Annotated in this window: 13 protein-coding genes and 1 pseudogene; 13 read left to right on the plus strand and 1 reads right to left on the minus strand. The window is 47.4% G+C overall.

Annotated elements, in window-relative coordinates; genetic code table 11:
* Nucleotides 1–2: 2 nt before the first annotated feature.
* The 6 genes and pseudogenes from surE to ICN34_RS08310 all read left to right on the plus strand — a co-directional run bounded on the left by surE (nt 3) and on the right by ICN34_RS08310 (nt 5116).
* Entirely contained in the window at nt 3–788 is a 786-nt protein-coding gene (surE, locus tag ICN34_RS08285) for a 5'/3'-nucleotidase SurE (RefSeq protein ID WP_072582161.1), read from the plus strand.
* Nucleotides 789–817: 29 nt separating this feature from the next.
* Nucleotides 818–1441 (plus strand): annotated as a pseudogene (locus ICN34_RS08290) (protein-L-isoaspartate(D-aspartate) O-methyltransferase); the annotation flags it as partial.
* 76 nt (nt 1442–1517) lie between these two features.
* Nucleotides 1518–2240, plus strand: a complete 723-nt coding sequence (locus tag ICN34_RS08295; protein ID WP_237767706.1) for a peptidoglycan DD-metalloendopeptidase family protein — start codon at nt 1518–1520, stop codon at nt 2238–2240.
* A 24-nt stretch (nt 2241–2264) separates the two neighbouring features.
* Nucleotides 2265–3086: a 3'-5' exonuclease gene (locus ICN34_RS08300; protein ID WP_072582164.1), complete on the plus strand. Its 822-nt coding sequence runs from the start codon at nt 2265–2267 to the stop codon at nt 3084–3086.
* A complete protein-coding gene (gene rlmD, locus ICN34_RS08305) occupies nt 3079–4506 on the plus strand; it encodes a 23S rRNA (uracil(1939)-C(5))-methyltransferase RlmD (protein ID WP_072582165.1) in 1428 nt (475 codons plus the stop codon). Before ICN34_RS08300 ends, rlmD begins: the two co-directional genes overlap by 8 nt.
* 55 nt (nt 4507–4561) lie before the next feature.
* A complete protein-coding gene (locus ICN34_RS08310) occupies nt 4562–5116 on the plus strand; it encodes an outer membrane protein (protein WP_072582166.1) in 555 nt (184 codons plus the stop codon).
* 356 nt (nt 5117–5472) lie between these two features.
* Here ICN34_RS08310 and ICN34_RS08315 read toward each other — a convergent pair whose 3' ends face one another.
* Entirely contained in the window at nt 5473–6174 is a 702-nt protein-coding gene (locus ICN34_RS08315) for a Bax inhibitor-1 family protein (RefSeq protein ID WP_072582541.1), read from the minus strand.
* A 260-nt stretch (nt 6175–6434) separates the two neighbouring features.
* Between ICN34_RS08315 and ndk the strand changes: the two genes are divergently transcribed.
* Genes ndk through der form a run of 7 tightly spaced genes read left to right on the plus strand, consistent with a single transcriptional unit; the run spans nt 6435 to nt 14007 of the window.
* Nucleotides 6435–6860: a nucleoside-diphosphate kinase gene (gene ndk, locus ICN34_RS08320; protein WP_071465494.1), complete on the plus strand. Its 426-nt coding sequence runs from the start codon at nt 6435–6437 to the stop codon at nt 6858–6860.
* 46 nt (nt 6861–6906) lie between these two features.
* Nucleotides 6907–8139, plus strand: a complete 1233-nt coding sequence (gene rlmN / locus ICN34_RS08325; protein ID WP_216121936.1) for a 23S rRNA (adenine(2503)-C(2))-methyltransferase RlmN — start codon at nt 6907–6909, stop codon at nt 8137–8139.
* Nucleotides 8140–8166: 27 nt separating this feature from the next.
* Nucleotides 8167–9435, plus strand: coding sequence for a flavodoxin-dependent (E)-4-hydroxy-3-methylbut-2-enyl-diphosphate synthase (gene ispG, locus ICN34_RS08330; protein ID WP_216121938.1), 1269 nt, complete (start codon nt 8167–8169; stop codon nt 9433–9435).
* Between the two features lie 17 nt (nt 9436–9452).
* Nucleotides 9453–10781: a histidine--tRNA ligase gene (gene hisS, locus ICN34_RS08335; protein WP_216121940.1), complete on the plus strand. Its 1329-nt coding sequence runs from the start codon at nt 9453–9455 to the stop codon at nt 10779–10781.
* Nucleotides 10782–10829: 48 nt separating this feature from the next.
* A complete protein-coding gene (locus ICN34_RS08340; protein WP_216121942.1) occupies nt 10830–11489 on the plus strand; it encodes a tetratricopeptide repeat protein in 660 nt (219 codons plus the stop codon).
* Nucleotides 11489–12646, plus strand: coding sequence for an outer membrane protein assembly factor BamB (gene bamB / locus ICN34_RS08345; RefSeq protein ID WP_216121944.1), 1158 nt, complete (start codon nt 11489–11491; stop codon nt 12644–12646). The genes ICN34_RS08340 and bamB overlap by 1 nt, the downstream gene beginning before the upstream one ends.
* Nucleotides 12643–14007, plus strand: a complete 1365-nt coding sequence (gene der, locus ICN34_RS08350; protein ID WP_216121946.1) for a ribosome biogenesis GTPase Der — start codon at nt 12643–12645, stop codon at nt 14005–14007. The genes bamB and der overlap by 4 nt, the downstream gene beginning before the upstream one ends.
* Nucleotides 14008–14084 lie beyond the last annotated feature (77 nt).

Here is a 14084-nt window from a genome sequence, read left to right on the forward strand (position 1 = left end):
TCATGTCTAAGCAACCCCACATCCTGGTCTCTAATGACGATGGCTATTTAGCTCCTGGCTTGCTAGCTTTAGTAGAGGCGGTACGTCCCTTGGGTCGTATTACCGTGATTGCTCCTGAGCAGAACCATAGCGGTGCCTCGAATTCACTCACATTATCAAGACCATTGTCGATTCATCGTGTTGCAGGTGGCGAGCGTGATGGCTTTTTCTTTGTCGATGGCACACCAACCGATTGTGTGCACGTTGCCATGACAGGATTTTTGGATGAGAAACCTGACCTAGTGATCTCTGGCATCAATCAAGGCGAGAACATGGGTGAAGATACGCTTTACTCAGGCACAGTTGCTGCTGCAGTTGAAGGTGTGATGTTTGGTGTGCCAGGCATTGCTTTCTCGCAAATTGATCGCGGCTGGAATCGCATTGAAGATGCCGCTAAAGCGGCGCATGATGTAGTGGCCCAAATGCTGGTTTCTGCCTTGGCTCGTACTGAGGGTACAGCAACACTACTGAACGTCAACATCCCCAATCGCCCTTATGCTGATTTGTATCGCTGGCGTGTAACGCGCCTCGGTAATCGTCATCACTCTCAACCAGTAGTGGTGCAGGATAGTCCGCGTGGTGAGAAGATCTACTGGATCGGCGCTGCGGGCGATGTCAAAGAGGGTTCAGAGGGTACGGACTTTCATGCGATTGCTGAAGGATGTGTTTCGATCACGCCTATGCAATTGGATTTAACGCACCATGCTCGCTTAGCAGCGATGCGCGCGAATGGTTGGGATCGCGGTTGAAGGCTCCAACCGAACGCTTTGCTGTCTATCGGCAGGCCCTAGCAGCAAAAGTACATGCTGGCGGAGTAAGGCACGGTAAAACATTAGAGGCGATTGCCACCGTCCCACGTCACGCTTTTATGGATGCTGGATTACATGCGCAAGCCTACGAAGATACTGCGCTACCAATTGGTCACGAGCAGACTATCTCTAAGCCATCAGTAGTGGCACGCATGATTGAGTTGCTTCACAAGCCTAAACATAAACTTGGCAAAGTATTGGAGATTGGCACTGGTTGCGGTTACCAAGCGGCAGTGCTCAGTTTATTGGCGGACGAGGTTTATTCCATAGAGCGTATTCGTCCGCTGCATGACATGGCAAGAGCTAAGTTGCGCCCATTTCGCATTAACAATCTTCGCTTGATATACGGCGACGGTATTTTAGGTTTGCCTCAGGCCGCTCCATTTGACGGCATTATTTTGGCTGCTGCTGGCTTGGGTATTCCGGATGCCTTACTTGACCAATTAGCGGTTGGAGGGCGCTTAGTTGCCCCAGTCGCCAAAAATGACAAAGAGCAGCAACTGGTGATGGTTGAAAGAATGAGTTCCCAGCGCTATCAAAGAACTGTACTGGACGGGGTCTTTTTTGTACCCTTACAATCAGGGGTAGTATGAGATTTATGATGAATTCACTAATTCAGACCCCTTTTTGATGCCATCCACTTTATTGAAACTTTTCCTCGCCGCGCTCATGTCCTCATCCTTGATGTTGATGGTTGGATGTTCTACACCTCGCACTAAGCCTGCTAGCGTGACTGATCGCAGCGGTGGTTCAAGTGAGCCTGCGCCCCCTGGTTACTATCGTGTTAAAAAAGGTGACACCTTGGCGCGCATTGCCTTGGATCATGGTCAGGCACCGCGTGATGTAGTTCAATGGAATAAAGCAGTTAACTCTAGCTTTAATCCCAACGTGATAGAAGTCGGCGACTTAATCATGGTTAAAGCACCAGCAGGAACTAAACCTGCAAAAGTGGCTGAGAAAAAACCATCGCCTGAAAAATCAGATTCAGTAGCCTCCACTCCTGAGCCAGCGAAAAACGATGTAGTTGCTGAGCCGGGCATACGTTTATCTTGGCCTGCAAAAGGTAAGGTCACCGGTGAGTTCAGTGAGACAAATAAGGGGATCGATATTGCTGGTAAGGTCGGCGAGCCAGTTCTTGCCGCCTCTGATGGCAAAGTGGTTTACGCAGGGAATAGTTTGCGTGGCTATGGCAATCTCGTGATTATTAAGCACGACAACACCTATCTCACTGCTTATGCCCACAACAGTAAGCTCTTGGTAAAAGAGGGTGATACTGTTCGTAAGGGTCAGAAGATCGCTGAGATGGGCGATACAGACACTACTGCAGCTAAGCTGCATTTCGAGTTACGCGTTAACGGCAAACCAGTTAATCCAACGCCGTACTTGCAGTAATGTTGTTGGTCTAGGGTAGGCGCCATGGCGACCGTTCTTGTATTCGATATTGAAACCATTCCAGATGTCACTGGATTGCGTCGTCTGGAGGATTTTCCAGACTCCATGAGCGATGCCGAGGTTGCTAGCAAAGTGATGGCTGAGCGCGCAGAGAAGACCGGTAGTGAATTTCTACCCTTGTTTCTGCAAAAGATTGTTGCTATCTCTTGTGTGATCCGCAGGACTACTAAAGAAGGTTTGCCACAAATTAAAGTGGGCACTCTAGGCACTCCGCAGGATGATGAGAAGGTGTTAATACAAGCCTTCTTTGATCTCATCGAAAAATATACCCCTCAATTGGTTTCTTGGAATGGCAGCGGGTTTGATTTGCCAGTGCTGCACTATCGCGCCTTAGCCAATCATGTGCAAGCTCCGCGCTACTGGGAGATGGGTGAAAGCCAGGATTCTGATAGCCGAGAATTTAAGTGGAATAACTACATCAGTCGTTATCACATGCGCCATCTCGACATGATGGATCTATTGGCTAAATTTAACGGCCGCGCTAATGCACCATTGGATGGCTTGGCCAAGCTCTGCGGTTTCCCTGGCAAGATGGGTATGGATGGCAGTCAGGTATGGCCTGCCTATCAGGATGGCAAGATTCATGACATCCGCCGTTACTGTGAGACTGATGTGGTCAATACTTATCTCATGTACTGCCGCTTTCAACTGCTGCGTGGCGGCTTTACTCACGCCGAATATCAAGAGGAAATTGATTTCGTGAAAGCTTATTTAGAAAAAGAATCTAAAGAGCCTAATGGCAGTCAATGGCAAGAATATCTGCAAGGTTTTTCTGCGGATGCGTAGAGGGGATAAGCCAGTCAATATAGAGGTGACTGAGCCAATTAAAGTCGAAGCGCTGGATTTGGATGCTCAGGGGATTGCACGCCTAGCCCCCAATGAGGAGGAGGCCGCCCAAGGTCAAAGCGGTAAGGTGATCTTTATTAAAGGCGCACTGCCAACCGAGTTGGTCACTTACACCATCACCAGTAATAAAGCGCGCTTTAGCAAAGCCAAAGTACGTGACATTCTGAAGCCTGCGGTTTTTAGGGCGGAACCTAAGTGCAAAGCCTTTGGTGTGTGTGGTGGCTGCACCATGCAGCATCTAGATATTAGAGCGCAAGTAGCGATGAAGCAGCGTGTGCTTGAGGATGACTTGCAACATATTGCCAAGGTAAAGCCTGAAGAAATTCTCCGCCCGATGGGTGGACCTACTTGGGAATATCGTCACAGAGCACGTCTAAGCGCTGTCAATCGCTCCATTAAAAAGGGTACGGTACTGATTGGTTTTCATGAGGGTAAGAGCGGCTATGTAGCTGACATGCTAGCTTGTGAAATTTTGCCTAAGCACGTATCAGACTTATTGCCGCAGATGCGCAAGTTAGTGATGGGATTATCGATCGTTGACCGTATGCCGCAGATTGAGATTGCGGTTGGTGAGCCGGAAGATGTCTTCTCGGATGATCCCAAGAAATCAAAACCAGTTACTGCTTTAGTGTTTCGGAATCTCAAGCCCTTAACGGCTGAAGATGAGCAACTTCTCCGACAGTTTGCAGATCAGCACCAGGTTTGGATATGGCTCCAGCCTAAGGGGATTGAGACTGTGGCGCCGTTTTATCCTGAGACCGGCAAGCTTTGTTATCGGCTGCCTGAGTTTGAGGTCGAGATGCCATTTAAGCCTGCAGATTTCACACAGGTAAATCATATGATGAATCGTGCCTTAGTCAGTAGGGCGATTCGATTGCTTGAAGTCAAAGAAACAGATCGAGTATTGGATTTGTTTTGCGGTATTGGCAACTTCACATTGCCGCTTGCTAGAAAAGCAAAACAGGTCCTAGGGATCGAGGGTTTAGAGAGTTTGACGACTCGAGCTAAAGCCAATGCAGAGCATAACGGACTCGTTGATAAGGCCAGCTTTATGCAAAGCGATTTATTCCAAGTTACAACAGAAACAATTGCATCGTGGGGCAAAGCAGAGCGTTGGTTAATGGATCCGCCGCGCGAGGGTGCGATGGAGATTTGTAAAGCGCTTGCAGAGTTGCATATTGCGCAAAGTGAATTATTGCCACAACGGATTGTTTACGTATCCTGTAATCCCAAAACTTTGGCGAGGGATGTAGAGATCTTGTGCCATCAGGCAGGCTACACATTAAGTAGTGCGGGCATTATTAATATGTTCCCCCACACCTCCCACGTGGAGTCTATGGCTGTTTTTGATAAAGCCTAGCCTTTTGATATAGTAGCCAGTAATATATAAAAATAAGTATCAAGGGGGTAGTTGCATGAAAAAAATAGCAATTTTGCTATGGGCTCTTTCTGCGCCTATTGCTTATGGTCAATCGCAAAACTTTGAAGGTTTTGGTTTATCTGTGGACTACGCATTAAATTCTATTACTGACGTATCAACACCAGGCGGATCAGAAACCAGTCGAAGCGGAATTCCCAGCATTACTGCTGACGCATACAAGGCTATTAACGATCAATGGCTAGTAGGTGCCTATGGTAGTTATGATTTGGCTACAACGGATACTGCGGGCTCTGATCCTGATGCACAGCACCCCATCGAAGCAGGCGGAAAAGTAGCTTATGCGTTTACTGAAAATTTATTGGGCTATATCAAGCTTGGATGGTCTTGGTCGAAGTACTCATCACCCGGTTACTATCAATGGTTGAATGGACCTAGTTACGGAATTGGTGCCGAATACCTGCTCACCAAGCATCTCTTTACTAGAGTAGAGGTATCGCAACAAAACTATAAAACCATTCAATGGAACGATGGCTCAACCGACAAGGTTAATATCAATTCCTATGGCGTTTCTTTGGGTTGGCGCTTCTAAACTTTCATTCTCGAGTGTTCCTGATGCTTAATAATTGCACCAAAAGGGCGCTAATTTAGTGCATTTAGCCTGATTATGGTGCGGCGCCCTCAAAATCATGTCTTATAGAAGAGTAGATTGAGTTTGTGCAGTGATGTATCTCTGCCCAACTTTTTTACCTTCGGGAGAGCGTCATGAAAGCCTCAGATAGTTTTGCAATCCTATTGATTTTGGTTGCGCTATCCTTTGCTGTGAGCATGTTTGTAGCGACTTAATTATTTAGCTAAACAAACAGACTAAATAGCAGCAGTAAAAAAGGCGCCCGCAGGCGCCTGATGAGAACAACACACTAAAGTTTTAGCGTGTCTTAATTTACCTTAATCTCGATTACCACCAACAATACCCAAGAGGGCAAGTAAGTTGGTGAAGACGTTATACACATCTAAATAAATAGCCAATGTAGCCATGATGTAGTTTGTCTCGCCACCATTGATGACGCGTTGTACATCAACCAAGATAAAGGCTGAGAAGATGGCGATGGCTAACACCATCACAGTCAACATCAAAGCTGGCAATTGCAACCAGATGTTCGCCAATGAGGCAACGATTAGGAGTAACACGCCAACCATAAGCCATTTGCCCATACCAGCAAAGTCACTCTTGCTTACAGTGGCAATGGTTGCCATTGTGGCAAAGATAGCGGCTGTGCCACCAAAGGACAGCATGATGAGGGTCGCGCCATTGCTATAGCTATTAAGCGTGAACCCGATCAAGCGGGACATCATGATGCCCATGAAGAAGGTGAAGCCCAGGAGCAAGAGAACACCAACGCCGGAATCTTTATTCTTCTCAATTGCCCAGAAGAAGCCAAAGGCTACCGCCATGAAGACGATGAAGCCAATAAAGGGGCTGCCAGAGAACAGGCTTAGACCCATAGCAACTCCAAGCCAGGCGCCAATTACAGTTGGAATCATGGAGAGCGCCAAAAGGGCGTAAGTATTACGGAGAACGCGGTTGCGCACCTGGACATTGCTAATTGAACCGGTTTGGCCAAAGCCGTAAGAGTTCAGATCACTCATATTGACCCCTTCTTTTTCATAGTGAATACAAGAGCCCATGAAGGGCTGTTGAGCTTAAGTATAGACAAAACACCCTAATTTCAAGCCGCTATTGAAAAGACCTACAAATTAAAGGCTTATGCCCTGTAAATTCAAGGGCTTAGCCCTACGGACATAGGGGTAAATACGGTTAGGCAATGTATAATTCGGGGGTCGCTGGAGTGGGGTGGCTTATTGACCTCACCTGGCAAATACCTTTGAAATCACTATTGGAGTCTTGCATGGCAATTGAACGCACCCTTTCTATTATCAAACCTGATGCTGTCGCTAAAAACGTCATCGGCAAAATCTATGACCGTTTTGAATCCGCTGGTTTGAAGATCATTGCTTCCAGAATGGCGCATTTGTCACAAAATGAAGCTGAGCAGTTCTATGGCGTTCATAAAGACCGTCCTTTCTTCAAAGATTTGGTGAGCTTCATGATTTCTGGTCCTGTGATGATTCAAGTATTGCAAGGCGAAGGTGCTATTGCTAAGAATCGTGACTTGATGGGCGCGACTGATCCGAAGAAGGCAGAAAAAGGCACAATCCGTGCTGACTTTGCTGACAGCATTGATGCAAATGCGGTTCACGGTTCTGATGCTCCTGAAACAGCTGCTGTGGAAGTTGCATTCTTCTTCCCTGGCATGAATGTTTTCAATCGTTAATCCACGATTGCTAACGAACAACCTATTTAATATATAAGTAGGCGCATTGACCTCCCCGCGCGTAAATCTCTTAGATTTTGACGCTGACCAAATGGCAGCGTATGTCGCGGGGTTGAATGAAAAGCCCTTTAGGGCAAAGCAACTCATGCAGTGGATACACCAACGCGGTGTAGCTGACATTAACGACATGAGTGATTTAGCAAAAAGCTTTAGAGCAACTTTGCTAGATAAAGCGGAAGTACTTTCCCTCCCTGTTATCAAAGATGAGCACGCCAATGACGGCACACGCAAGTGGCTATTGGATGTGGGCGCTGGCAATGCGGTAGAGTCTGTATTTATTCCTGAGGATGATCGAGGCACCTTGTGTATCTCTTCTCAGGCGGGCTGCGCAGTCAATTGCCGTTTTTGCTCAACTGGGCACCAAGGTTTTTCACGCAATCTCACTTCCGGTGAAATCATTGGTCAACTCTGGTTTGCTGAACATCTTTTACGCAATGACCCTGAGGCTATTCGTAGAATTGAGAAGTTTCCAACGCCAGGTTGGGAACACACTGGTCGTGTGATTTCTAATGTGGTAATGATGGGCATGGGCGAGCCCTTGCTCAACTATGACAATGTGGTTTCTGCATTGCGCTTGATGCTGGATGACAGGGCGTACGGTTTATCACGCCGTCGTGTGACAGTTTCTACATCGGGTGTAGTGCCGATGATTGATCGTCTCGCACAAGATTGCCCTGTAGCATTGGCAGTTTCATTACATGCGCCTAATGACGCATTACGCGATCAATTGGTGCCACTCAATCAAAAATATCCTCTACGTGAATTGCTTGATGCGTGCGAACGTTACTTACCATTTGCGCCAAGGGATTTCTTGACCTTTGAATATTGCATGCTCGATGGCGTGAATGACTCCGACATCCAGGCAAAAGAATTAATACGCTTACTTAGAAACATTAAGTGCAAAATTAATCTCATCCCATTTAATCCTTTCCCAGAGTCCGGCCTCAAGCGCTCATCAGCCCAACGCGTCAATGCTTTTGCCGGCATCCTTTTAGATGCGGGCATGGTTGCTACTGTACGGAAGACCCGCGGTGATGACATTGCGGCCGCCTGTGGTCAGTTGGCAGGAGATGTTGTGGATCGCACCCGTGTGCGTGAACGCGCTGTTCACAATGCTGAGATTGAACTCGCCGAGGTTGAGCCGGATGAAGAGTTTGATCAAGATACCAATCTGGGACCAAACGAGCATCCCATTGAGTGGCTCAAAAAGCTTAAGTAAAAATTAGAACCCAACCCATAGATCCTAATGAGCTCTAATCAATCATTGCCACCACTTCCGCTAGGCCCATCCCCTAAGCGTGCAACGCGTCAAGCAACCGTTGCCTGGAAGACCAACATCATTACCGTTGGTGGAGATGCACCCGTGCGTGTGCAGTCAATGACGAATACCGATACTGCGGATGCAGTAGGTACTGCAATTCAGGTGAAAGAATTGGCACGCGCTGGTTCGGAAATGGTGCGTATTACTGTAGATACACCAGCCGCTGCAGCAGCGGTGCCTTATATTCGTGAGCAGTTAGATAAGATGGATGTCTTAGTGCCATTGATTGGCGACTTCCACTACAACGGCCATACTTTATTAAACGATTTTCCGGAGTGCGCTAAAGCGCTCTCGAAGTACCGCATCAACCCAGGCAATGTGGGTAAGGGCGCTAAGCGCGATCCACAATTTGCACAGATGATCGAAGCCGCTTGTAAATACGAAAAGCCTATTCGGATTGGCGTGAACTGGGGCAGCTTGGATCAGGATCTTCTGGCATCCATCATGGATAGCAATGCTGCTTTAGCAGTTCCAAAAACTGCGCAAGAAGTAATGATTGAGGCCTTGATTCAATCTGCTTTGCAGTCCGCAGAAAAAGCGGTTGAGTTTGGCATGAACCCCGATCAAATTTTGCTGTCTTGCAAAGTGAGTAATGTACAAGACCTAGTTGCCGTATATCGTGATCTGTCACGTCGCTCCGACTATCCGCTGCACTTAGGTCTAACTGAAGCAGGCATGGGTAGCAAAGGCATTGTTTCCTCTACTGCAGCAATGGGTATTTTGTTGCAAGAAGGTATTGGCGATACCATTCGTGTTTCATTGACGCCTGATCCAGGCGCTCCTCGTGAAAATGAAGTCATCGTTGCCCAGGAAATATTGCAAACCATGGGCTTGCGTAATTTCACACCGATGGTAATTGCATGTCCAGGTTGCGGAAGAACAACTAGCACTACCTTCCAAGAGTTGGCAGCGAATATCCAGTCTTATTTGCGTCAACAAATGCCTATTTGGAAGAAAACCCATCCTGGCGTAGAGAATATGAATGTCGCCGTGATGGGCTGTATCGTGAATGGCCCAGGCGAGAGTAAGCATGCCAATATTGGTATTTCATTGCCTGGAACGGGTGAAACCCCTGCAGCCCCAGTGTTTGTCGACGGAATTAAGGTCAAAACCCTGCGTGGTGAGAAAATTGCCGAAGAGTTTCAGGTGATCGTAGATGACTATGTCAAACAAAACTACGCTGCCAAGCTTTAACAAGAAGAATAATAAAAATGACTGACGAGAACAAGCAAACCAAAGTCCAGAAAACGCAAAAGATAAATGGCGTGCGCGGTATGAATGATTTACTACCGGCAGATGCTGCGCAGTGGGCTCATCTTGAGCATGTATTACGTGATTTGACTCGTGCTTACGGCTATGAGTTTTTGCGAACACCCATTGTTGAGGCAACTGCAGTATTTCAGCGTGGTATCGGTGAGGTTACCGATATTGTTGAAAAAGAAATGTACTCCTTCGAGGATCGTTTGAATGGTGAGCAACTCACCTTACGTCCTGAAGGTACTGCCGCTTTAGTGCGCTCTGTCATTGAAAACAATTTGTTATATGAAGGGCCTAAGCGCCTTTGGTACACCGGCCCCATGTTCCGCCATGAGCGCCCGCAGCGTGGCCGCTATCGCCAGTTCCACCAGTTTGGTATTGAGGCTTTGGGCTTTGCTGGGCCTGATATCGATGCTGAAATCATCCTCATGGGACAGCGTTTATGGGATGAGTTGGGCTTGAAGGGTGTTCGTTTGGAAATCAATTCTCTGGGCCAGGCTCCTGAGCGCGCCGAACACCGTGCTGCGTTGGTAACCTACTTTGAGAAAAATCAATCGCAGCTAGACGAAGATTCACAGCGTCGTCTCATTACCAATCCCTTGCGTATCTTGGATTCTAAAAATCCAGAGATGCAGGCATTGATTGAGGGCGCACCAAAATTATTGGATTTCTTGGGCGAAGAGTCGCTGAAGCATTTCAATGCGGTACAGGCATTAATTAAAGCAAATAACATCCCTTGCAAAATTAATCCTCGTTTAGTTCGTGGCCTTGATTACTACAACCTCACTGTATTTGAGTGGGTGACTGATGAATTAGGTGCTCAAGGCACTATTGCTGGCGGTGGACGCTATGACCCATTAATTGAGCGTATGGGAGGCAAAGCCGCGCCGGCTTGTGGTTGGGCGATGGGTATGGAACGGGTTCTAGAATTAATGAAGGTTTCTGGATCATTGCCAGAAGCTCAGGCTCAATGCGATATTTTTGTATTGCATCAAGGTGGCGAGACGTTGACTGCCTCCATGATCATCGCTGAACGCTTGCGGAGCGCTGGAATCGATACCATCCTGTTCTGTCCTCCTGATGGTCAATCAGCCAGCTTTAAGTCCCAAATGAAGAAGGCTGATAGTAGTGGGGCTGCCTTTGCGGTCATTATTGGACCTGATGAATTAGCCAAGAATGAGGCGCAACTCAAGGACTTGCGCGGTACGGGCGAGCAGAAGTCTGTACCCCTGGATGATGTCTTAGGTGCTGCAATTGATGCCTTGGTAGGCGCCTCCGAATAGAATTAAGCTAATACATACTAATTACCTATTAAATAAGTTTGGATTGACATGCCTTTAGATCTAGAAGAACAAGAACAATTAGACCAATTCAAAGCGTTTTGGCAAAAGTACCGTAACCTTATTACTGGGGTCGTTGCAGTTGCGTTGTTTGCTTATGCTGCTTACAGTGGCTATCAATGGTGGCGCAATAGTCAGGCGCTCGAAGCGTCTAAGCTTTATGAAACGATGGTAGGTGCCATTGCTAAAGGCGATAAAGACCAGACTCTGCGCGCAACAGACGACTTGCAAAAAGATTTTGGCCGTACACCTTACGCAGCAATGTCTAGTTTGATCGCTGCACGAATTGCATCGGATGCAGGCGATAGCGTAAAAGCTTTGGAGTATTTGCGTTGGGCGGCAAAAAATGCATCCAATGATGGTTATCTTGGATTGGCGAAATTACGCCTAGTAACTCTATTGATTGAGCAGGGCAGTGAAAAAGATTTTGCAGAGGCCGATCAAATCTTGAATGAGAAACCGATTGCTGGTTTTGAATCTTTATGGCTTGAGCGTCGTGGTGATTGGTATTTAGCGCAAAAGAAAAATGAGCAAGCTAAAGTAAGCTATCAAGAAGCCTGGAAAAAATTAGACCAAGCAAAAGAATTTCCTGAAGAGGCGCGTCGCCTTCTCAAGGTTAAATTAGATGCTGTTGGAGGAGTTGCTCAGTGATGACTAAAGAAATGAAGCGTTTACCGATGCGCTTAGGCGCCGCCTTGGTATTGTGTGCCGTGGTAATTGCTTTAGCCGCATGCTCTGGTAGCTCCAGAGTAAGGAAACCCGCTGAATTAGTGACCGTTACCAATCAATTTGATTTGCAGCCTGTATGGTCAACTAGCATTGGTTCATCTGAATCCTTTAACTTTCATCCTATTGTTGCTGGCGATGCGGTGTATGCAGCCTCTCATGGTGGGAACTTGGTAAAGATTGATTTAGCAACCGGCAATAAGGTCTGGTCAGTATCCGTTCCTGAGAATTTGTCGGTTGGCCCCGGATCTGATGGCCGTACTACTGTTGCCGTTACTACCAAGGGAGTGGTCTACGCCTATGACGATACTGGTAAGCCGATGTGGAATGTCAGCGTTGGTAGCGAGGTATTAAGTGAGCCGGTGGTAGCCGGTGGCGTTGTCGTAGTACGTGCGCTAGACAATCGCTTCATTGGGCTGGATGCGCTAACGGGCGCTAAAAAATGGACTTATCAGCGTCAACAAGCTGCATTGTCATTGCGTGTTGGCTATGGAATGCTGGCTATTGGCAACGAAGTCATTGTTACTGGTTTCACTGGTGGGCGCTTTGGCATGATTGCTATTGCTAATGGTGGCTTAGTTTGGGAGACGCCCGTTTCTTTTCCTAAGGGCTTCTCAGAGATTGAGCGCTTGAATGATGTCACCGCTAAACCAAGTATGGAAGGCGATATCCTCTGCGCAGTCTCTTATCAAGGACGTATTGGTTGCGGGCAGGCTCGTACAGGCAACCTTTTGTGGTTCAAAGACTATTCAAGTTATACCGGTACCTCACAAAGCACCGACATGGTTTTCTCGGCAAACGATAAGTCTTACGTCACCGCCTTTGCAACGAAAGATGGCACTCAAGTTTGGGAAAACACCCAGCTGACATTCCGTGATGTTGGTGAGTCGCTTGCGGTGGGCAGAGTGCTGCTCATGGGTGATGCTCAAGGTTATATCCATGCATTTTCACAGGCGAATGGCGAGATGGTTGCGCGTATTCGTCACGACAGTAGTCCAATCTCGGCTGCCCCCATTGCGGTAGGTGGCCTCATCTTGGTTCAATCTCAAGGTGGAAAAATAGCGGCGTACAGTCCAAAATGAATCCAGTCATCACTATCGTCGGCCGTCCCAATGTGGGAAAGTCGACTCTCTTTAATCGCTTAACGCGTTCACGTGATGCATTGGTGGCAGACTTTTCTGGCTTAACCAGAGATCGACACTACGGCAAAGGTCGTGTTGGTGAGCGTGCTTTTATTTGCGTAGATACCGGTGGTTTTGAGCCAGTGGCTAAGACCGGCATTGTTGCTGAGATGGCAAAGCAAACTAAGCAAGCTGTTGCTGAATCTGACATTGTGATTTTCTTGGTTGACGGTCGTCTCGGTATGGCGCCACAAGATCGCGTCATCGCTGATTTCTTACGTAAGACTGGCCGACCAGTCATCCTCGCGGTTAATAAAACAGAAGGCATGCAGGCTGGCGTTGTCACAGCCGACTTCCATGAGCTTGGTTTAGGCGAGCCGTTCCCAATTTCTTCAGCGCATGGTGATGGTGTGCGCGACTTGATCGACGACGCATTAGATTCCCTTGGTATTGCAGAGCCAGATGAAGATGAATTGGCTAACGATCCAAATCGTCCAATGAAGATCGCCGTAGTAGGGCGCCCTAACGTTGGCAAGTCAACATTGATTAACAAATTAATCGGTGAAGAGCGCGTCATTGCATTTGATATGCCAGGTACCACTCGTGATGCGATCGAAGTTCCGTTTGAGCGCAATGGCAAGCCTTACATCTTGGTTGACACTGCAGGTTTGCGTCGCCGTGGCAAAGTTTTTGAAGCGATTGAAAAGTTTTCTGTTGTTAAAACATTGCAAGCGATTGCTGACTGTAATGTGGTGATCTTGATGTTAGATGCTCAGCAAGATATTTCTGAACAAGATGCGCACATCGCTGGATTTATTGTGGAAGCTGGTCGCGCCTTAGTGGTTGCAGTGAATAAGTGGGATGGCTTGGATGCGTATGTAAAAGAGCGTGCTCGATTAGAGATTGCACAAAAGCTCCGCTTCCTCGATTTTGCAAATGTGCACCCAATCTCCGCTAAAAAGGGTACAGGCCTTAAGGAACTCTTTAAGGATGTGGATTCTGCATATGCAGCAGCAATGGCAAAACTACCAACCCCACGCTTAACCCGGATTTTGCAAGAGGCCATTGAGCATCAACAGCCTAAACGCGTTGGTATGGGCCGTCCTAAATTGCGTTATGCCCACCAAGGGGGCATGAATCCCCCAATTGTGGTCATCCATGGCACATCCTTGAGTGGAGTGACCGATAGCTACAAGAGATACTTGGAAGGTCGCTTTAGAGATGTCTTTAAATTGCGTGGCACGCCTTTACGGATTCAGATGAATACCGCTAAAAACCCATACGTTGATGACGATAAGGGTAAAAAGGGCAAAAAGCGCTAATTTGGGCTAAGCTTTCAGAATCATGTCAATTGGGCTTGATTTTTTCGAAAATCAGCCCAATATAGAGAACTTGATGA

Source organism: Polynucleobacter sp. Tro8-14-1, from assembly GCF_018881655.1.
In the GTDB taxonomy this organism is placed as follows: Bacteria; Pseudomonadota; Gammaproteobacteria; order Burkholderiales; family Burkholderiaceae; genus Polynucleobacter.

What these genes read in the sequence shown, in the direction of transcription:
- surE (WP_072582161.1), top strand. Translation starts at nt 3, where the DNA reads ATGTCTAAGCAACCCCACATCCTGGTCTCTAATGACGATGGCTATTTA.
- ICN34_RS08295 (WP_237767706.1), top strand. Translation starts at nt 1,518, where the DNA reads ATGTCCTCATCCTTGATGTTGATGGTTGGATGTTCTACACCTCGCACT.
- ICN34_RS08300 (WP_072582164.1), top strand. Translation starts at nt 2,265, where the DNA reads ATGGCGACCGTTCTTGTATTCGATATTGAAACCATTCCAGATGTCACT.
- rlmD (WP_072582165.1), top strand. Translation starts at nt 3,079, where the DNA reads ATGCGTAGAGGGGATAAGCCAGTCAATATAGAGGTGACTGAGCCAATT.
- ICN34_RS08310 (WP_072582166.1), top strand. Translation starts at nt 4,562, where the DNA reads ATGAAAAAAATAGCAATTTTGCTATGGGCTCTTTCTGCGCCTATTGCT.
- ICN34_RS08315 (WP_072582541.1), bottom strand. Translation starts at nt 6,174, where the DNA reads ATGAGTGATCTGAACTCTTACGGCTTTGGCCAAACCGGTTCAATTAGC.
- ndk (WP_071465494.1), top strand. Translation starts at nt 6,435, where the DNA reads ATGGCAATTGAACGCACCCTTTCTATTATCAAACCTGATGCTGTCGCT.
- ispG (WP_216121938.1), top strand. Translation starts at nt 8,167, where the DNA reads ATGAGCTCTAATCAATCATTGCCACCACTTCCGCTAGGCCCATCCCCT.
- hisS (WP_216121940.1), top strand. Translation starts at nt 9,453, where the DNA reads ATGACTGACGAGAACAAGCAAACCAAAGTCCAGAAAACGCAAAAGATA.
- ICN34_RS08340 (WP_216121942.1), top strand. Translation starts at nt 10,830, where the DNA reads ATGCCTTTAGATCTAGAAGAACAAGAACAATTAGACCAATTCAAAGCG.
- bamB (WP_216121944.1), top strand. Translation starts at nt 11,489, where the DNA reads ATGACTAAAGAAATGAAGCGTTTACCGATGCGCTTAGGCGCCGCCTTG.
- der (WP_216121946.1), top strand. Translation starts at nt 12,643, where the DNA reads ATGAATCCAGTCATCACTATCGTCGGCCGTCCCAATGTGGGAAAGTCG.